At 33.2% G+C, this 18656-nt stretch carries 17 protein-coding genes; 6 read left to right on the top strand and 11 right to left on the bottom strand.

Going from position 1 to position 18656, the window contains the following annotated elements; translation table 11 throughout:
* The first annotated feature begins 69 nt into the window (after nt 1–69).
* Nucleotides 70–2601: a cation-translocating P-type ATPase gene (locus tag ACP7AV_RS16015; RefSeq protein ID WP_426092799.1), complete on the top strand. Its 2532-nt coding sequence runs from the start codon at nt 70–72 to the stop codon at nt 2599–2601.
* 7 nt (nt 2602–2608) lie between these two features.
* Here ACP7AV_RS16015 and ACP7AV_RS16010 read toward each other — a convergent pair whose 3' ends face one another.
* The 4 genes from ACP7AV_RS16010 to ACP7AV_RS15995 all read right to left on the bottom strand — a co-directional run bounded on the left by ACP7AV_RS16010 (nt 2609) and on the right by ACP7AV_RS15995 (nt 6639).
* Complete coding sequence (locus ACP7AV_RS16010) at nt 2609–4003, bottom strand: DUF5723 family protein (RefSeq protein ID WP_426092798.1); 1395 nt, start codon at nt 4001–4003, stop codon at nt 2609–2611.
* On the bottom strand, nt 4000–4551 hold the full coding sequence (locus ACP7AV_RS16005; protein WP_426092797.1) for a hypothetical protein: 552 nt from the start codon (nt 4549–4551) through the stop codon (nt 4000–4002). The genes ACP7AV_RS16010 and ACP7AV_RS16005 overlap by 4 nt, the downstream gene beginning before the upstream one ends.
* 107 nt (nt 4552–4658) lie before the next feature.
* Complete coding sequence (locus tag ACP7AV_RS16000; protein ID WP_426092796.1) at nt 4659–5522, bottom strand: hydroxymethylglutaryl-CoA lyase; 864 nt, start codon at nt 5520–5522, stop codon at nt 4659–4661.
* 97 nt (nt 5523–5619) lie between these two features.
* Nucleotides 5620–6639 carry a quinone-dependent dihydroorotate dehydrogenase gene (locus ACP7AV_RS15995; RefSeq protein ID WP_426092795.1) on the bottom strand — a complete coding sequence of 340 codons (1020 nt, stop codon included), beginning with the start codon at nt 6637–6639 and terminating at the stop codon, nt 5620–5622.
* A 974-nt stretch (nt 6640–7613) separates the two neighbouring features.
* Between ACP7AV_RS15995 and pepT the strand changes: the two genes are divergently transcribed.
* The 3 genes from pepT (at nt 7614) to ACP7AV_RS15980 (ending at nt 10228) form a co-directional block, all read left to right on the top strand.
* Nucleotides 7614–8867, top strand: a complete 1254-nt coding sequence (pepT, locus tag ACP7AV_RS15990) for a peptidase T (RefSeq protein WP_426092794.1) — start codon at nt 7614–7616, stop codon at nt 8865–8867.
* A 344-nt stretch (nt 8868–9211) separates the two neighbouring features.
* Nucleotides 9212–9337 (top strand): hypothetical protein, encoded by a 126-nt coding sequence (locus ACP7AV_RS15985; RefSeq protein ID WP_426092793.1) that lies wholly within the window; start codon nt 9212–9214, stop codon nt 9335–9337.
* A 444-nt stretch (nt 9338–9781) separates the two neighbouring features.
* Nucleotides 9782–10228: a hypothetical protein gene (locus tag ACP7AV_RS15980; RefSeq protein WP_426092792.1), complete on the top strand. Its 447-nt coding sequence runs from the start codon at nt 9782–9784 to the stop codon at nt 10226–10228.
* Nucleotides 10229–10233: 5 nt separating this feature from the next.
* Here the strand turns inward: ACP7AV_RS15980 and ACP7AV_RS15975 are convergent, their stop codons facing one another.
* From ACP7AV_RS15975 to ACP7AV_RS15965, 3 genes are all read right to left on the bottom strand, one after another.
* Entirely contained in the window at nt 10234–10440 is a 207-nt protein-coding gene (locus tag ACP7AV_RS15975) for an IS3 family transposase (RefSeq protein ID WP_426092815.1), read from the bottom strand.
* Nucleotides 10441–11284: 844 nt separating this feature from the next.
* Complete coding sequence (locus ACP7AV_RS15970; RefSeq protein ID WP_426092791.1) at nt 11285–11611, bottom strand: alpha/beta fold hydrolase; 327 nt, start codon at nt 11609–11611, stop codon at nt 11285–11287.
* 26 nt (nt 11612–11637) lie between these two features.
* Nucleotides 11638–12144, bottom strand: coding sequence for an alpha/beta fold hydrolase (locus tag ACP7AV_RS15965; protein WP_426092790.1), 507 nt, complete (start codon nt 12142–12144; stop codon nt 11638–11640).
* Between the two features lie 165 nt (nt 12145–12309).
* Here ACP7AV_RS15965 and ACP7AV_RS15960 point away from each other — a divergent pair, with 165 nt between their 5' ends.
* Nucleotides 12310–12648, top strand: a complete 339-nt coding sequence (locus ACP7AV_RS15960; protein WP_426092789.1) for a tRNA-binding protein — start codon at nt 12310–12312, stop codon at nt 12646–12648.
* A 1-nt stretch (nt 12649) separates the two neighbouring features.
* On the opposite strand, the gene ACP7AV_RS15955 is transcribed toward ACP7AV_RS15960, so the two are convergent.
* The 4 genes from ACP7AV_RS15955 to ACP7AV_RS15940 all read right to left on the bottom strand — a co-directional run bounded on the left by ACP7AV_RS15955 (nt 12650) and on the right by ACP7AV_RS15940 (nt 17312).
* Entirely contained in the window at nt 12650–13570 is a 921-nt protein-coding gene (locus ACP7AV_RS15955) for a hypothetical protein (protein WP_426064542.1), read from the bottom strand.
* Between the two features lie 610 nt (nt 13571–14180).
* Nucleotides 14181–15005: a sulfurtransferase gene (locus ACP7AV_RS15950; RefSeq protein WP_426092788.1), complete on the bottom strand. Its 825-nt coding sequence runs from the start codon at nt 15003–15005 to the stop codon at nt 14181–14183.
* A gap of 94 nt (nt 15006–15099) precedes the next feature.
* Nucleotides 15100–15480, bottom strand: coding sequence for a PUR family DNA/RNA-binding protein (locus ACP7AV_RS15945; RefSeq protein WP_426065344.1), 381 nt, complete (start codon nt 15478–15480; stop codon nt 15100–15102).
* Between the two features lie 71 nt (nt 15481–15551).
* Nucleotides 15552–17312 carry an ABC transporter ATP-binding protein gene (locus ACP7AV_RS15940; RefSeq protein WP_426092787.1) on the bottom strand — a complete coding sequence of 587 codons (1761 nt, stop codon included), beginning with the start codon at nt 17310–17312 and terminating at the stop codon, nt 15552–15554.
* 201 nt (nt 17313–17513) lie between these two features.
* Between ACP7AV_RS15940 and ACP7AV_RS15935 the strand changes: the two genes are divergently transcribed.
* Entirely contained in the window at nt 17514–18620 is a 1107-nt protein-coding gene (locus ACP7AV_RS15935) for a Glu/Leu/Phe/Val family dehydrogenase (protein ID WP_426092786.1), read from the top strand.
* Nucleotides 18621–18656: the final 36 nt, after the last annotated feature.

The following is an 18656-nucleotide window of genomic DNA, read 5'->3' as shown; positions in this document are numbered from 1 at the left end:
AAGTCAATTCTTTTATTCCAAAATACGCCTTAGTTTCCAATCCAGAAAATCCAATTAATTTATTTTGCTATGACAAAAACTCAACAAGAATTAAAAGGACTTTCAAATGAGGCCGTTTTGCTTTCGAGAACGAAATTTGGTCCGAATTCAATAGTGAATCAGGAAAAAAATCAGTTTTTAAAATCCCTATCCGAAATGGTATTGGAACCTATGTTCCTATTATTGCTAACTGCAACTGGTATTTATTTTATTACCGGCGATTATGGAAACGGAATTTTCATGATTGTAGCAATTGTTTTGGTTTCTACTATTTCACTCTATCAAGAATCCAAAAGCAGAACAGCAATTGAAGCGTTAAAAAAACTATCGCAACCCAAAAGTAAAGTCATTCGCAATGGAGAAATTATTGAAATTTTAAGCGAGGAAATTGTTGTTGGTGACCTCATTCAAACAGAAGAAGGCACCTTTATTCCTGCCGATGGTATCATTCTTCAATCCAATGATTTTTCCGTAAATGAGTCTATTCTTACAGGGGAATCGATGGCAGTTTTTAAAAATGAGACTGCCGAAAACAATACTGTTTTTCTTGGGACTATTGTAACTGGTGGTTTGGCAATTTGCGAAGTAACCGCTATTGGAAACGAAACAAAATTGGGAAAAATAGGCAAAAGCCTGGAAACAATTGTTGAAGAAAAAACACCGTTGCAAATCCAAATGGGGAATTTTGTCAAAAAAATGTCGCTTGTTGGTTTAGTGATTTTTGTTTTTGTATGGGTTATCAATTATTACAATTCAAATAATGTTTTAGACAGTCTGCTGAAAGCGCTGACCTTGGCCATGAGCATCATTCCTGAGGAAATTCCGGTGGCTTTTACCACGTTCATGGCGTTGGGTTCTTGGCGATTAATGAAAATGGGAATTATCGTAAAACAGACAAAAACGGTCGAAACCTTAGGAAGCGCAAACGTAATTTGTACGGACAAAACGGGAACAATCACGGAGAACAAAATGAGTCTGGCGCAATGGTACACGTTGTCTGATGATAGTACTAAAGGAAGTAACACTGATGAAACTAAAAATAATAATAATAATAATAATAATGAGCACGATCTCGAATTACTGAGTCTTGCCATGTGGGCCAGCGAGCCAATACCGTTTGACGCAATGGAAATTGCATTGCACGAAGCGTATGCGAAGTTAGAAATAGCTGATGAACGCCCTAATTTCAAATTGGTTCACGAATATCCATTGGATGGAAAACCTCCAATGATGACCCATGTTTTTGAAAATCAAAATGGATCGAGAATTATTGCTGCCAAAGGGGCTCCCGAAGCATTGATTGCGACTTCAAAAGTATCCGAAAACGAAAAACAACAAATTTTATCCGCGATGACCAAAATGGCTTTGCAAGGATATCGGGTATTGGGTGTAGGTCTTGCTGAATTTTCAGGCACTGATTATCCTAAAAAACAACAGGATTTTTCTTTTGCGTTTAAAGGATTAGTTGCGTTTTATGATCCCCCAAAAGCAAATATAAAAGCAGTATTCGAAGCCTTTTACAAAGCCGGTATTCAAGTCAAGATAGTAACGGGCGACAATGCTGAAACAACCGCAACAATTGCCAAACAAATTGGTTTCAAAAATGCAGATAAAACGCTAAATGGAGACGACTTAATGGCTATGGACGATGCGACACTTCGAAAAAAAGTAATGGAGACGTCCATTTTTACGAGGATGTTTCCGGAAGCCAAACTTAAGATTATAGCAGCATTAAAAGACAACAATCAAATCGTAGCCATGACGGGCGACGGAGTCAATGACGGACCCGCGTTAAAATCAGCCCACATTGGAATTGCCATGGGAAAAAAGGGGACCGAAATTGCCAAAGATGCTGCTAATCTAATTCTCATTGACGATGATTTTGCTAAAATGATTGACGCTATTGCCATGGGCAGAAAAATATATAGTAATCTGAAAAAAGCCATACAATACATTATTTCCATCCACATTCCAATCATTATGATTGTGTTTATTCCTTTGGCATTGGGCTGGATTTACCCCAATATTTTTTCCCCAGTTCATGTCATCTTTTTGGAGATTATCATGGGACCAACCTGTTCCATAATTTATGAAAATGAACCTATGGAACGCAACCTAATGCTGTTACAACCCAGACCTTTTACCAATACTTTTTTCAAACTTAAAGAAATCACCATCAGTATCGTTCAGGGACTTGTAATCACTTTGGGACTCTTGTTTATCTACCAATATTGTGTGGCTACAAATTGTTCGGAAAGCGCAACGAGAACAGTAGTTTTTCTGACGTTAATTTCATCTAATATTTTTCTGACGCTAATCAATCGTTCCTTTTATTACTCGATATTTACAACATTAAAATACAAAAACAATTTGGTACTGATGATCATTAGCGTAACCATTCTTATTACAGCTTCATTATTGTTTGTACCTTTATTTGCAAGTTTTTTTGAATTCGAAAGAGTTTCAGGACTCCAAATAGGGTTAAGTATTTTAGTAGGTATTGTTTCGGTACTTTGGATAGAAATTTACAAAATATTTAAACGAAGAAAAGTCCAATTTTAAAACCAATTTATTTTTTACTATTCTTAAAAACAACATTCAGCCCGAGTTGGAAAGTAAGACTATTTGCTTTAGTTACATCTCTATATTCTAAAAGATTATCGGCAAGAACATAGAAATTCATAGGTCCAAAAGCACTGGATAATCCCAACCCTATGTTCTTATACGAATACGAATCTAGCGTGTACGTAGCTTTCATTTGCAATGACTTGAATATTTTTCTTCGGTAATATGTGGTAAAAGCGACTAATGGCGTTCGTGGCGAAGACATCACAAATAACTGTGCACCAACCGCACTTTTATAAGTCGTTTCAGGATCATAATTGAGGCAATTGCAATCTTCAGAGCGTTCTTCATCAAATGAATACTGAACCGAAGTATTGAACTTTGCCGGGCGAAAAGTCGTGTAATCTGCATACAACGTATCCAAAGGAATAGCATCATTGAATTCCTGGTATCCGTTTCCTGCTGAATTACCGGAACTGAAATTTGGAATTACACCTTCATATCTGTACGTGCCTTTGTAAGTTAAGCTTTCAACTTCTTTGCTGTGTTTAATGAAACCTACGTCGATAACACTGGCGGTAAGTTGTATGTTTTTCTTTGGATAATAGGTAAAACCGGCATCAAATCCCAAACCTAAATTACCTCCTAAGAGAGCTCTTTTAGTAATGTCTTTGACCACATTTGGATTATAATCTTTATCATCATATTGAGCAATTCCAGATGTATTGAGCTGTAATTGCGAATAAATCATCTGCTCATAAATTCCTGTATCTGAAGGAATAGTGTAGATGTAACCGGAGTTATTCGTAGAATTAGCATTGTAAATACTGGAATAAATTTTTCCGCGTGCTCCTAAAATAAGCTTTTCGTTGATATTTTTATGAAATCCGAGGTGAAATACGGATAGCATTTCTGCTTTGACACTCAAATCGCCTAAATTAAAAACTTTACCCAGATAGTCTTTGTTTCCGTCTAAAGCTAAAACGGCAATATCTTTAGGGACATAACTCAACAGATCAAATTCCTGATACATTCCAAACGAAATATAGGAATCACTTTGTTCTCCGGTAATTTTAAAACCTCCATTAAAAATTTCTATTTGTTCGTTGATCGCTACTCTGTCTTTTCGGGTTGTGGAGAATACTGCGTTGCGTAATTTCACATTAAAATCGACTCCATTATCCGCAAATAAATCATAGGCCGAAAACCCGCTTGAACCTACATTTGCAGAAATCCCAGACAATAAAGGAACTCCAAAATACCAATTATATTTGAAATCCGAACCAGGGTTAGTCAACAAAGACTGTGGTATTGAAGTGAAATTATATAAAATTTGTTTGTTTTGTGAAAAGCAATTTATTGTCAGAAATAGAACAAAAATCAAGATTATTTTTCTCATTCTACTACTAAATAAGCGGTTACACTTGAACGCAATATTAATTTACCTGAACTATTCTCATTCAATGGAGCACCCGGCAACATCTTCAATGTAAAAGCAATTTTTGTCGTTCTTTTTAATAAGTCAAGTTGGGTATTTTCGAATATTTCAGTCTTGGTCACTTTATTCTCTAGACCCGTGTAAGCCGGAACAGTAAAATTGGTTGTATGAACGACTTGATTAGTTCTGTCCAAAAATACCAAGTTTACAACATAAGTTCTATTTATGGTATTTTCCATTTCATAGAAAAATTCCACTTTTTTTAAACTTTTCCTAAAAAATCCATCATTGAAAATATCCACAGTTGGCACGTCAAAAATCACTGACTGCTCCACATCATTCGTGACAAATTCATGTGCAGGAACATCAAAATAGGCCAAATTAGCTACAAAAATAGGCTCCAGTTTTATATTATTTGCCTGATCGTAGTCTAAATTACTCGCGCATGAAAAAGAAAGTAACAGAAGTAAGAATAGGCTAAAAACGCTATTTAAAACAGGTAATTTCATCAATTTATAAGTTAAAGGCAGTTTTCGTGAGTCTTATACTCAACGCATCAATACTACACTTAGTATTTACAAAGTGAGGAGTTCAACAATAATTTTTTAATTTATTTCTAGTGAAACTCCCCAAATAACTTAGACGCTTCATTATAAGCACTTTCAAAACTCATTGGACTCATATTCGTAGATTCTTTTTGTGTTGTAAAATAAGACATTAATTTCTCCGTAGGCATGTTACCCGTTAAATTATCAGTTGCCATTGGACAGCCTCCAAAACCTTGAATAGCACCATCAAAACGGCGACAACCCGCTTTGTAAGCGGAATCAATTTTCTCAAACCATTTATCAGGTGTCGTGTGAAGGTGCGCACCAAATTCTATTTTGGGATATTTTGGAATTAAATTCGAAAACAAATACGAGATTACATCAGGAGTAGAACTTCCCACCGTATCAGAAAGTGATAAAATTTTCACTCCCATTAAAGCTAATTTTTCAGTCCACTCACCTACTATTTCAACGCTCCAAGGATCGCCGTATGGATTTCCAAAACCCATTGATAAATATGCCACTACTTCTTTATTGCTTTTATCGGCAATTTCAAGAATTTCCTGTAGAGTAATTAATGATTCGGCTATGGTTTTGTGGGTATTCCGCATTTGGAAATTCTCAGAAATAGAAAATGGAAAACCTAAATAACGTATTTCAGGATGAACAGCTGCCATTGTAGCGCCTTGTGTATTTGCAATAATAGCCAGAAGTTTGCTTCGGGTTTGAGACAAATCAAGTCGTGCCAAAACTTCGGCTGTATCCTGCATTTGCGGAATTGCTTTGGGGGAAACAAAACTTCCAAAATCAATACTGTCAAAACCTACACGCAATAATGATTGAATGTAAGCTACTTTTCTTTCCGTAGGAATAAATGGTTTGATACCTTGCATGGCATCGCGTGGACATTCTATAATTTTTATTGGTTCCATAGGTAGCCAAAGATAGAAAAACTATTATAAATTTTAAATTCTGATTATAAATTTCAAAAAAATGATACCATTTATGAGTTTCACTAATGTTTAAAAGCTACAATCTTTCTAAAATCTTTTTGTTTATAGCTTTCACCAATGCTGGTCCTTCATAAATAAAACCGGTATACAATTGCACTAAACTTGCCCCGGCATCGAGTTTTTCTATCGCATCTTCTGCAGAATGAATTCCTCCTACTCCAATAATGGGAAAGGCTTTATTACTTTTTTGCGACAAAAACCGAATTACTTCTGTTGAACGTTTTTCCAACGGTTTCCCTGACAATCCGCCCATTTCAGTTTTGTTTTCAGATTGTAAACCTTCACGCAAAATCGTGGTATTAGTAGCAATAACTCCCGCAATTTTAGTTTCTTTAACGATATCAATAATATCCAGCAATTGCTCATCCGTTAAATCAGGAGCGATTTTTAATAAAATTGGCTTTTGTTTTGGCCTAGCCAAATTCTTATTTTGTAGCGTTTGCAACAGTTGCTTTAATGGCTCTTTATCTTGCAAAGCACGCAGGTTTGGTGTGTTTGGTGAACTTACATTTACCACAAAATAATCGACGTAATCATACAAAGCGTCAAAACATATTTCATAATCAGAAGTCGCTTCTTCGTTTGGTGTCAATTTGTTTTTTCCGATATTTCCGCCAATCAGGACATCTTTATTCTCTTTTAATCGTTCCACCGCTTCTTGTACACCGCCGTTGTTGAACCCCATTCTGTTGATGATGGCGCTATCCTCTTTTAAACGAAACAATCGTTTTTTAGGATTTCCTTCCTGACCTTTTGGTGTAAGCGTACCTATTTCGATAAAACCGAAACCAAAATTGGACAATTCTTTAAACAACTTGGCGTCTTTATCAAAACCGGCGGCAAGTCCTACCGGATTTTTAAACTTCAATCCAAAGACTTCGGTTTCTAATCTGGGATCATTGACTTCGTAAAGCAATTTAAATAGAGAAGAAAATCCCGGAATTTTAGACAAAAACCTAATCAATGAAAAAGTGAAATAATGAACCTCTTCAGGATCAAATAAAAAAAGTATGGGACGCAAGAGTAATTTGTACATATATATGTTGTTGACTTGTGCAAAAATAGAATTATCTTACCGATAAATAAATATTTGGAAAATAATTTACCAAATCATTTTGACTACTAAAAAAGTGGATATCATTAAATTTCATTTGGCTGTCGCCAAAAAAGAAAAAGTCAAAGGAGAACCTTTTTCATCTATTTCTTTAATAAGGGCACAATTACTACGAAAATGACTTAAATTTCCGTGGAAATGCATTAAAAACACACTCCATTTTTTAAATTTAATATTTAGTCCGATGAAAATAAAAATAATTACAACAATTTTTTTTTTTTTATAGTTCAATTTTTTTTTGCACAAACTGCAAAAAATGACACTATAAAAGTCGCTACAAAAACTACTGTCTCTGCAGAAGCAACTATAAATGACACTGTAAAAGCTGCTGCAACACCAAGCATAGGTAATCCTAAACTTAAAAAAGAAGCAAAATCTTTAAATAATAAACTCAAATCGGAGAAAAAAGCACTAGAAGAAGCCAAGAAAAAAAAAAGAAAAAAAAGAGTTTAAAAAAGAAAAAAGCAACTTCGACAAACAATAAAGTAAGATTGTTTACCATGAAAAATCAGCCCGAACAATAAAAGATAATGTAGCTGATACTGGAAAAGATTTATTTCGAAATAAGGAAAAATTAGAAAATAAAAAATCAAAAGAAAAATTAAGTTTTACACAAAGAGAAAAGGAAAATATATCAATCAGTAGGCAACAAATCAAAATCAACAAACTGGAAAAAAATCTTGAAAAGTTGAAATAAATTAAATAAAGCCAGAGACTAAATTTGAACCACCTATGGATATATTTTTTTTTGATAAAAAATAATAATTTTAAAAATAATGAACTTCTTAAAATCTTGATTCGATACATCTAAAAAATTGAGATAAACAAAATTTAGTTGTGGATTTACTTTAAAATGCTCCTAAAAAAATGATTATATTTGCATAAAACAAAGAAATATGCAACATATTATAGATCGTTTCATCAGCTATGTAATTATAGACACGGAATCTGATCCGAACTCAGAAACTACTCCAAGCACACAAAAACAATGGGTTTTAGCCAATAAACTGGTTGAAGAATTAAAAACTATTGGTATGCAAGATGTAACAATAGATGACAAATCATATATCATGGCGACCTTGCCTAGTAACGTGGATTATGAAGTACCAACTATTGGATTTATTTCTCACTTTGACACTTCACCAGATTTTTGTGGTGCGAATGTAAAACCTCAAATTATCACAGATTATGATGGAAAAGACATTGTATTAAATGTGGCTAAAAACATTATATTATCGCCTAACTATTTTAAAGATTTATTGCAATATAAAGGCCAAACTTTAATCACCACTGATGGGACAACCTTATTAGGAGCCGATGATAAAGCCGGAATCACGGAGATTGTTACAGCAATGGAATTGCTAATAAATACTCCTGAAATCAAACATGGAAAAATCAGAGTTGGTTTTACACCAGACGAAGAAATTGGCCGTGGTGCCCACCATTTCGATGTGGAGAAATTTGGAGCAGACTATGCGTATACGATGGATGGAAGCCAAGTAGGAGAATTGGAGTATGAAAATTTCAATGCGGCTGGCGCCAAAATTACTTTCAAAGGTAAAAGCGTGCATCCAGGTTACGCTAAAGGCAAAATGATCAATTCGATGTTGATTGCCAATGATTTCATCAATGAACTGCCTTCGGGAGAAACTCCTGAGGAAACAAAAGGGTATGAAGGCTTTTTCCATGTGCATCATTTAACTGGAAGTATAGAAGAAACCGTTTTGGAACTTATTATTCGCGATCACAACAAGAAAAAGTTTGAAAAGCGTAAAGAACTAATCGAGAAAATTGCTCGAAAAATCAATAAGAAATTTGCCAAACAATTTGGCGAGGACATTGTTGTTACTGAAATTAAAGATCAGTATTACAATATGAAAGAAAAGGTACTACCTGTAAAACATATTGTGGATATTGCAGAAAAAGCAATGAAAGAGTTGGATATAAAACCACTTATTAAACCTATTCGCGGAGGAACTGACGGTTCTCAATTGTCCTATAAAGGGTTGCCTTGCCCCAATATATTTGCCGGTGGACATAATTTTCACGGAAAATACGAATATGTTCCTGCTGAAAGCATGGAAAAAGCAGTAAAAGTCATCGTGAAAATTGCCGAACTGACTGCGCTGCAAGAATCTGCTAAAAAATAAGATAATCAAATCCTCAACAGCAACTCATACTTGGGCCAAAAACACCCGTTGGTCAAAAGAATTAAGATTTCTAAATTCAATTATTGTCAAAACTAAATTGGTGTAAACTACCAAATAGGGCGGAATAGTTACTGTCTTGAATTGAAAAAATGTAATTGGAATTGGAAGATTCCAAAATTATTTTACAATTTGGTTTTTCAATGGTGTTTTGCTTTAGAACAAAAAACAGTTTTTAGCAAACTTCTAAGAAGGAGTTAATAAATCATTGCTAAAATGGCGTTTTACATCCAAAGAAGAAATCGATGAAGGAGAAGAACTGTATTATATAAACGTAGCGATTGAAAATGAAAAGCAAGGAAAAACCAGTAAACCTGAAAGAAAGCACCAATTTTATCCTAGGTTTTAAAAAAAAATTACATGCCATTTCAGAATTAGCAGAAGCTTTTCAAAAATTTGCAGCATCCAAATAAAATGAATTCTTGAAGCATATTGAAGGTGCAAAACTAAAAGAAATCAAGTGTTTCGGAATCGAAAAGATTACACCAATGGTATTAGAAAACATTGGCTTTTATGACATATACCGATAAGATTGAATTTTCATCCTGAAATAATTGCCCCAAATAGTCCATTGCTAGTTGGGGCTTTTTTTTATTTAAAAGCAAACAGAATCTTGCATGTTCTTTTTCAATAATTTATAAATACTGCATTAGAATTCCTTTTCCTGACAAACTTCAAATCTGTTTCATTGCTTGCAAATTTATTGGTTGCCATACACTTCGTTCAATTTACAGAAAACCTTAACATTGATCAATAAAATAAATCACTATATTTACTTACAATAAAATAACAATTTAATAACGTGCGAAGAATTATTGTTTAAAGTAAAATAAAAACTGACATAAATAACATCAACTATGATACAAAAAAAAGAAGAGGATACAACACAATCGTCTCCAATAAAACCTGAAAATCAAAAGCCGGTCAGAGCTAAAAGAACGAAAGTAATTAACCCTGTAGAAGAGCATGCTGAAATTAGTGAACCCGAAAATGATACCATTGTAACTAAAATCATTGAAGAAACAACAACCATTTCGGTTGAAGGCGAGGATGAAACTACCACTGTTGTTCCAGATAAAAAAAACACTAAAAAAAACACTAAAAAGACGGTAAAGATGAAAGATAAAGACAAGAAAAAGGCTAAAAAAGCTGATGCGAAAGAAAAAGCAAAAGTGAAAGCAAAAAAGGCTAAAAAAGCTAAAAAAGACAAAGCTAAAAAAGCCAAAGTCAAAGCTAAGATTAAAGCTAAAAAAGCCAAAGCAAAATCTAAAAAAGTTAAGAAGAATAAAAAGAATAAAAAATAATTTGATTATTTTTTATCCAAAAAAAAGTCCCAATCTAATTGGACTGCCCCAAAATTTTGATAATAGTGAGCTCGATATTGTATCGGGCTCATTTTGTTTACATTTGACTTAATTCTTGCGCTATTGTAATAGTTTAGATACTGTTTAATTTCCCGCTTTAATTTATTTGAACTTCCAAATTTTTGAATGTGAAACAGTTCTGATTTTAGTATTCCAAAAAAGTTTTAATTAACATCTTGGTTTGATTTAAAAGTAAATTCAAATCAAATTTATCCCTTAATTGCATCAAGGCTTGCGTTTTCTGGCTTTCTCTTTTGCTTGAATTAAGGCTCGCAACTTTTTTACCAATTAGTTCTCACAACGCAATGCTTTAATCTCTAAAAGAAGTTCATGTTCGCTTGTAAGTGGTTTGTCCGATTTTCGTTTATTTCGTTTAGTAATATCGATCGGTTTTGGTTTGCGCCTAGTTTTTGGTCATAAAGCTACTAAACCAAAATTGCAAAATCTTTACTCCATTTAACAATAATATTAGTATCAACCCGCTGGATGTAATTCAAGTTTCTTTTTTTTTAACGCATAGAAACATAGTTTTTATGTATTTGTATTGAGACGTTTCACTCTATTATAGCAAAACACAGCTTTGTTAGCAAAGAATTGGGCTATCCCGCTCTTTTTTTCTATAAATCTATGTGTTTATTTTTAAATTCTTTTCAGAGTTGTTAATTTTAAATAATTCTACCCACCGGGTTAGTAACAGCTATATTAAACCTAACACTGGCGGCTCTCAGGGACAATCAGTATTTTTAAATGGCTTTTAGTTCTTACAATTTAAAATCTAACGAATAACTTTGGTTTTTCTTGGGAGCAAAGAAATACCGCTATAATGTTTCTAAAATTTAATATAATTACAAATGTAAAATTTATTTGAACTTTTTTGATTAGAAACATAATTACCAGAATAATATCTAACTTTTTGGGGGCAATCCAGTAAATCTTGGAATTTTTTATAACCTTAAGTGACGAGATGCTAATCTATAAATTCAATTCGTTTCAAACTTAAGAATTTAAAAATTCAATCAAATCCTTGGTTAGTTTATCTTTTTCGATATAAAAAAGACCGTGTGGGGCTCCTTCAGAAACAATAAATTTATTATCAGGAACTAATTTTGCAGTTATTTCGGAGGCAATTTCGATAGGCACAGTTTTATCCTCTTCACCATGAATAATTAAAGTAGTAACATTTACAGCTGACATTTCCGATCGAAAATCAGTAGATGAAAATGATATGGCCCATTTTAAAGTAGCACGAGGAGAAGAAAAGGAGAACAACATTCTATAATAATCTAATAAAGGAATACTTATTATTTTACTGATAACGCTCATTCCAAAAAACTTTTTCCCAAAATCATCTAGAAAACCAATTCGGTCGTCTTTAATTTGTTCCCCATCCCATCGTATTTTTCTTCCGGAATCCCTATTGGGTTCGAGTCTGTTTGACGCTGAAAGGGGGTTACCGAAGCTGTGTGTACCGCTTGTAAAATTCCTTTTCCGCCATGTCGGCTGAAATAGCGAACCACTTCGCCACCACCCATCGAAAATCCAACAAGAGCCGCTTCTTTGATATCTAATTGCTCAATAATGACCTTCAAATCATCAGTCAAAGTATTATAGTCGTATCCATCCCAAGGTTGTGAGGATTTGCCAAAACCACGGCGGTCATACACGATTACTCTAAAATTATTTTGAGCCAAAGTATCAATTTGGAATTCCCACATTTCATTAGATAGTGGCCATCCGTGAATAAGAATTACTGGCTTTCCTTTCCCATAATCTTTAACATATAATTTTACATTTGGTGCTGTTTCAATATAAAGGTCTATGCCACTATTACTTTTTTTTGTGAAATTCGCGATCATTCATTTCCCCATTTCCATACTATTTATTATTTAAAAGATAAATTCTAGATTCATCTTTTGTTTAATTAGAACTATTAAGCAAAAATAAATTTATACAATTAGTTTAATTAGTTACATAATTTTCTACGTTTGTCATTTAGTATTTTATTTGAATAAATGCAAAATATGGACAATCTTAGCTGGAATGAATTCGAAAGAGTAGAAATGCGTGTGGGGACAATCTTGGAAGTAAATGATTTTCCCGAAGCCAGAAAGCCCGCATATCAATTGACAATAGACTTTGGTTCTGAAATAGGAATCCGAAAAACATCCGCACAAATAACGAAACGGTATCAAAAAGACGATTTGCTCAACCGGCAAATTGTAGCAGTAGTCAATTTTCCTAAAAAACAAATCGGGAAATTCATGAGCGAATGTCTTATTTTAGGAGCCGTTGGAGCAGACGGTGATGTAATTTTACTGGCTCCCGATTGTAAAATTCAAAATGGACTGCGAATTGGCTAATTTAAGACTGTAAATTACTGATACTTTTTACTTCTAATGTGTCATATTTATTGTGGATTGCTAAGATTATGACACCAAACAATACTGCTGCGACAATAAGTATGGTATTCAAAACTCCTTCTGTACCAAAAGAAAGTTTTATTAATATTGTTGAAATGATAAAGCCTGAATTGCGAATGACTTTATTAAATTTATCAGAAAGGAAGAAGGAAAACAAAAGCAAAAGCACTTCAATTAAAATTAGAATTGTAAAAAAATCGGCAAAGAATATTTTATTAATATCTTTAATTTTATCAACGATTTGCGTTAGTGAAAAGAAACTTTCATAAATCCAATGGGCTAAACTGTATATTGAAAGTACCAAAAATACGGGAATGAGCCCGATAGCGAAAACATTTTTTAGTCTAATGAATGAATTGATATCATTTGTTTTCTGCAATTTAGACTGATTAATTTCATTTTTTTTGTTGAGATTGTAAAAGATAAATATTAAAAAAAACAGTACGATTGTTGCCACGATGTCAAGTGTAAAATTTACATTGGCTTTAAAATCAAACCAATTAGAGTTAAATTCTAATTTGGTTAAGTCTTTAAATATTCTTCGAATAATAATTAACGTAATAATTTCATATTGTTTGCCTATGTAGATAGTTGTTGATTTAGGTAAATAATAGACTAACAGGTAAACTTCATAAATCAAAATAAATGAGAATGGTGTATAAATTGCAGATATTGGATTACTTAATAATTTGGAATAATCATTAATCAAAATAATTTTAAGATAAACTAAGGCGATAATAGCCAAATGCAATAAAAAACTTATTATTGCCAACGATACAAAGAAAATTTCAGCTCTTTTTTTAGTTTTTTCAGATAAAAGTGCGGCGTATAGAAAACTAAATAATGAATTGGCTTCTTTCATGTTTCCTCAGTAAATTTAAATGCTATTCGTTAAACGTTATTTTTAGTTAATTTTTCAGAGGTTTAAATGATTTTCAGATAATGTCTAAAAAAAAAAAAAAAAATGAAATAAAGAAAAAAAAATCTATTATAAGAAGTTCTCATTATTTTTTGGCTCTGTGTTAGATCACAAAAAATATTTTAACTGAGGATTTAAAATTTGTTTATACTAGGATAAACTTAATAAAATAACATTTAAAATCATATGGAAATCAATCTTTTAACTTCCGTTTAAAGATTGAGAATACATAATTTTCGATAAAATTTAAGCACTAATTTGATAATAAAATTTGCAAGTAGTTTAATTTACTATTTTTAGATCTAATAAATTAGTTTATTACTCCGAAGTTCTGGCTAATGTTCCAGTACAGAGGACGGGCGTTTTTTAGTTCATTTAAAGATATAAAACGGGCTGGCGGCGCACACTACAAAATACAAATTTCTTTGTCAAGTATTCATTCCGCTCAATGTTTTAAATCACTCTCGGAATTAATGGTTTAAATCTAATTTAAAATGTAAAATCAGTTTTTATCTAAAAAATTAGCATCAATATTTTTTAAATAAAATACATTCTACTTTTCTATTGGAAGATTTTTCAATTGTCCCCACTCTGTCCAAGAACCATCGTACACGGATTTTGGATTTTCACTTATCAATTCGTAAGCAATTAAATCAATACAGGCAGTAACTCCCGAACCACAAGTGAATATTAAAGGCCTACTGTCGGTTTTCATAAATTTAATTAATTCCTCGTTTGGCAAAAATTTGCCATTTTGCAAAAGCTGCGTATACGGCACATTTACAGAACCGGGAATATGACCGCTTCGAAGTCCGGGTCTTTGCTCATCGCCAATTCCTTTGAATCGGCTCTCTGCACGAGCGTCAATCAAAACGGCATTTTTTGTGTTTACATTTTCTAAAATTTGTTCTTTGCTTTTTACCAATTCCGGCATAAATTCGGCTTTAAAATCACCAATGGAATAGTTTGGATTTTCCGGTATAGCTTCAACTGGATATTTTTGACTAATCCATTCAGGCAGTCCGCCATTGAGAACAGCTACCTTTTGATGTCCCATTAATTTAAAAAGCCACCACGCTCTTGGACTGGAATAAATACCCAAGTTGTCATAAATTATAAGAGAACTATGTTTGTTTACACCTAGTTTTCTGGCTTCTAGTTCAAATTGTTCAGGACTCGGAATCGTGTTCGGTAAAGGATTTGAGGTATCACTAAAAATATTTTTTATGTCAAAAAATCGGGCACCTTTAATTTGAATATTTACCAGTTCAGTTTTTACATTGGATTGATTCTCTTTGAAACTGGCATCCAAAATTATTAAATTAGGGTCTTCAAGATTGCTGAAGAGCCATGCTACACTTACTGTAGGTTTTGTCATTCCGTTTATTTCTATTATTTAGCTGAAGATACAAAAAAAGTCCAAAAATCAAATGACTTTTAGACTTTTTAATTGGTAAGTATGAAACTAAAAATTAAATATCATCAAATTCTATGTTGGTAAAAGTTGATGTTTGCGGTATAATATCGTCATCTGATTTTTCAGAAGCATATTCTTTTTTGAAATCTTTTTGGTGTCTTTCTGAAATAACTTCTTCGCCTTTGTGGTTCAAAACGTACGATGTCATTTCGCCTAGAATCTCTGCAAAAGCAGCGAAATCTTCTTTGTATAAGTAGATTTTATGTTTTTTGAAATGAAAAGATCCATCTTCTTCGGTAAATTTCTTGCTCTCGGTAATAGTAATGTAGTAATCGTCAGCTTTTGTAGCTCTCACATCAAAGAAATAGGTTCTTCTTCCAGCTCTTAAAACTTTAGAAAATATCTCTTCTTTTTCTAACATGTCATTTTCTCTCATAATCCTTTCTATCAATTTATGGTTGTTAACTAGTATCCAAAAATCTATAAAAAATATGTATTATACAACAATTATGGCATTTCTTTTTCTGAAAGTTGTTTCAAATACAAAGCTGCGTAATAACCTTCTTGATTTATCAATTGATTATGAGAACCTTGTTGTATAATTTGCCCTTTGTCGATAATAATAACTCTGTCGGCATTTTTAGCTGACGATATACGGTGGCTTACTATTATTGTTGTTTTGTCCTTGCAAATTTCATATAAGTTGTTCAATATTGCTTCTTCAGTTTCTGTATCTACCGCGGATAAACAATCGTCAAAAAGTAAAATCGGAGGATTTTTAATAATGGCTCTGGCAATGGAAACGCGTTGTTTTTGTCCACCGGAAAGCGTAATTCCTCTCTCTCCCAGAACGGTTTCATATTGTTTATTAAAGCCCATGATATTGTCATGAACCACCGCGCTTTTGGCTGCAGAAAACACTTCGTCATCGGTAGCATTCTCTTTACCAAACATAATATTATTTTTGATGCTGTCCGAAAATAAGAACGCATCTTGTGGCACAATTCCAATGCTGTTTCGCAAATCAAATAGGTTTATAGTACTTATTTCATGTCCATCAATGGTTATTTTCCCTTCAGTTACATCGTACATTCTGGAAATTAAAGATAAAATGGTCGATTTTCCGGATCCCGTTTTTCCTAAAATGGCTAAAGTTTCTCCTTTTTTAACCGTGAATGAAATGTTTTGCAACGCTTTGATATTAGTGTCTTCGTACGTATAACTTACATTCTCGAAAGAAATAGAACCTTTAATGACTGATTTATTCAAATTTTTATTTTTTATCTCCGGTTCAATTTTTAGGAATTCGTTCAGCCTTTTTTGTGAAGCTTCGGCCTCCTGAACCATCGAAGAAACCCAACCCAAGGACGCTACCGGCCAAGTCAGCATATTCACGTACAAAATAAATTCAGCAATGGTCCCGATACTCTTTATGGTCCCGCTGATGTACATTAACCCTCCAAAATAAATCACCACAAGGTTACTGATTCCTATTAGCGCCAACATTAACGGACCAAATAAGGATTGTACTTTGGCTAAATTCAAGCTTTTGCTTTTGCTTTCATTGGCCAAACTTACCATGTTATTTTGGTGTTGATCTTCCAGAGAGTAGGCTTTTATCACTCGGATTCCTGAAAATATTTCTTGTGAAAAACTGGAAACTTTAGATAAATATTGTTGAAAAATAGTACTTCTTATATTGATTTCTGAACTCAGTTTAAAAATAGCAAACGAAAGAATTGGCAAAGGAAGTAAAGTGTATAAAGTTAATATTGGCGATACATTATACATGTACACAATGACTATTGCGAAACGAATGAAGGTATTGATGGAGTACATCACCGCTGGGCCTACATACATTCTTACTTTTGAAACGTCTTCGCTGATGCGATTCATTAAATCTCCGGTACGGTTTTGTTTATAGAAGTTTTGCGAAAGATCCTCGTATTGACGGAATACTTCGTTTTTTAAATCAAATTCGATGTGGCGAGACATCACAATTAAGGTTTGTCTCATCAAAAAAGTAAGAAAACCGGCAATTATTGTAGTGGCGATAATCAATAAAATATTCGAAATTAATTCTTCATGAATAACGGATTTGGATACGGTTTTATCTTTGGCAAAAGCCTCAATTAATTTGAATGATTTGCTAATCAACTTTGGTGTGAAAAGCATAAATATCTGAGCAATAATCGTAAAAACAATTCCAAGTAAAAAACTGTATTTGTATTTGACGAAGTATTTATTTAAATAACGTAATTCTTTCATTTTTTAAGATATTCTGTGTTGAACTCCTTTTATTTTTAGAATAAAAGTATTTTTTTAATCATTTTAATAGTAAATTCTCAACTCTTTAAATTGATGAATTAACGATTTTTTGATAAAAAGCTGATGCATATTTATATTTTATGTAAATTTGAATTGTCTTTTTGACAAATTCATAATTTCATCACTATAAAAATTTACACTATGAATGCAGCTTTCACAACTGGAAAGGAACTTCAAAAAATGGATCCCGTTTTTGGTCAATTATCATTTGATGATCACGAACAAATTGTATTTTGCAACGACAAAGATACAGGTTTAAAAGCAATTATTGGTATTCATAATTCGGTAATGGGTCCAGCTTTGGGCGGTACAAGAATGTATAATTACGCGAATGAATGGGAAGCATTAAACGATGTTTTGCGTCTTTCTCGTGGAATGACTTTCAAAGCGGCGATTACAGGATTGAATATTGGTGGAGGTAAAGCAGTGATTATTGGTGACGCCAAAACACAGAAAACACCAGAACTCATGCGTAAATTTGGTGAATTCGTACATTCTTTAAGCGGAAGATATATCACTGCTGAAGATGTAGGAATGGAAACCGCAGATATGGATATCGTAAGAGATGTAACGCCGTATGTTACTGGAATTTCTGAATCACGAGGTGGTGCTGGAAATCCTTCGCCAGTCACGGCGTATGGTGTTTATTTAGGAATGAAAGCGGCTGCAAAACAACAATTTGGATCAGATGTTTTGAGTGGAAAAAAAGTATTGGTTCAAGGAATTGGTCATGTTGGGGAAACTTTAGTTGATTATTTAACCAAAGAAGGAGCAATAGTAACGATTGCTGATATCAATGAACAAAAACTGAACGAAGTAGGAACCAAGTATAACGCACAAATTTTTAGAGGAGAAGATTTGTACAGTGCAGATGTTGATATTTACGCACCATGTGCGATGGGAGCGACTTTAAATGACAACACCGTTTATAAAATAAAAGCAAAAGTGATTGCTGGTGCCGCTAATAATCAGTTGGCTGATGAGAATGTACATGGTGCAATTTTGCAAGAAAGAGGCATTTTGTATGCTCCGGACTTTTTGATTAATGCAGGTGGAATTATCAACGTGTACGCTGAATTAGCGCATTATGATAAAGCAGAAATCATGCGTAAAACGGAAAACATTTACAACACAACATTGGAGATATTTGATTTTGCCATTGCGAACAATATGACACCGCATCATGCTGCTTTAACTATTGCTCAAAATCGCATCAATCAAAGAAAGTTAGAAAATAGTAAAAAGTAGTTTTCAGTCCTCAGCTGTCAGTATTCAGTGATAAAT

This window comes from Flavobacterium sp. DSR3-2, from assembly GCF_049896525.1.
In the GTDB taxonomy this organism is placed as follows: domain Bacteria; phylum Bacteroidota; class Bacteroidia; order Flavobacteriales; family Flavobacteriaceae; genus Flavobacterium.
The sequence above is the reverse complement of the archived record's forward strand: the minus strand, read 5'-3'. Positions and strand labels throughout refer to the sequence as shown.

Coding starts and splice junctions, on each gene's coding strand:
- ACP7AV_RS16015 (WP_426092799.1), top strand. CDS start 70: ATGACAAAAACTCAACAAGAATTAAAAGGACTTTCAAATGAGGCCGTT.
- ACP7AV_RS16010 (WP_426092798.1), bottom strand. CDS start 4,003: ATGAGAAAAATAATCTTGATTTTTGTTCTATTTCTGACAATAAATTGC.
- ACP7AV_RS16005 (WP_426092797.1), bottom strand. CDS start 4,551: ATGAAATTACCTGTTTTAAATAGCGTTTTTAGCCTATTCTTACTTCTG.
- ACP7AV_RS16000 (WP_426092796.1), bottom strand. CDS start 5,522: ATGGAACCAATAAAAATTATAGAATGTCCACGCGATGCCATGCAAGGT.
- ACP7AV_RS15995 (WP_426092795.1), bottom strand. CDS start 6,639: ATGTACAAATTACTCTTGCGTCCCATACTTTTTTTATTTGATCCTGAA.
- pepT (WP_426092794.1), top strand. CDS start 7,614: ATGCAACATATTATAGATCGTTTCATCAGCTATGTAATTATAGACACG.
- ACP7AV_RS15985 (WP_426092793.1), top strand. CDS start 9,212: ATGAAAAGCAAGGAAAAACCAGTAAACCTGAAAGAAAGCACCAATTTT.
- ACP7AV_RS15980 (WP_426092792.1), top strand. CDS start 9,782: ATGATACAAAAAAAAGAAGAGGATACAACACAATCGTCTCCAATAAAA.
- ACP7AV_RS15970 (WP_426092791.1), bottom strand. CDS start 11,611: ATGAGCGTTATCAGTAAAATAATAAGTATTCCTTTATTAGATTATTAT.
- ACP7AV_RS15965 (WP_426092790.1), bottom strand. CDS start 12,144: ATGATCGCGAATTTCACAAAAAAAAGTAATAGTGGCATAGACCTTTAT.
- ACP7AV_RS15960 (WP_426092789.1), top strand. CDS start 12,310: ATGGACAATCTTAGCTGGAATGAATTCGAAAGAGTAGAAATGCGTGTG.
- ACP7AV_RS15955 (WP_426064542.1), bottom strand. CDS start 13,570: ATGAAAGAAGCCAATTCATTATTTAGTTTTCTATACGCCGCACTTTTA.
- ACP7AV_RS15950 (WP_426092788.1), bottom strand. CDS start 15,005: ATGACAAAACCTACAGTAAGTGTAGCATGGCTCTTCAGCAATCTTGAA.
- ACP7AV_RS15945 (WP_426065344.1), bottom strand. CDS start 15,480: ATGAGAGAAAATGACATGTTAGAAAAAGAAGAGATATTTTCTAAAGTT.
- ACP7AV_RS15940 (WP_426092787.1), bottom strand. CDS start 17,312: ATGAAAGAATTACGTTATTTAAATAAATACTTCGTCAAATACAAATAC.
- ACP7AV_RS15935 (WP_426092786.1), top strand. CDS start 17,514: ATGAATGCAGCTTTCACAACTGGAAAGGAACTTCAAAAAATGGATCCC.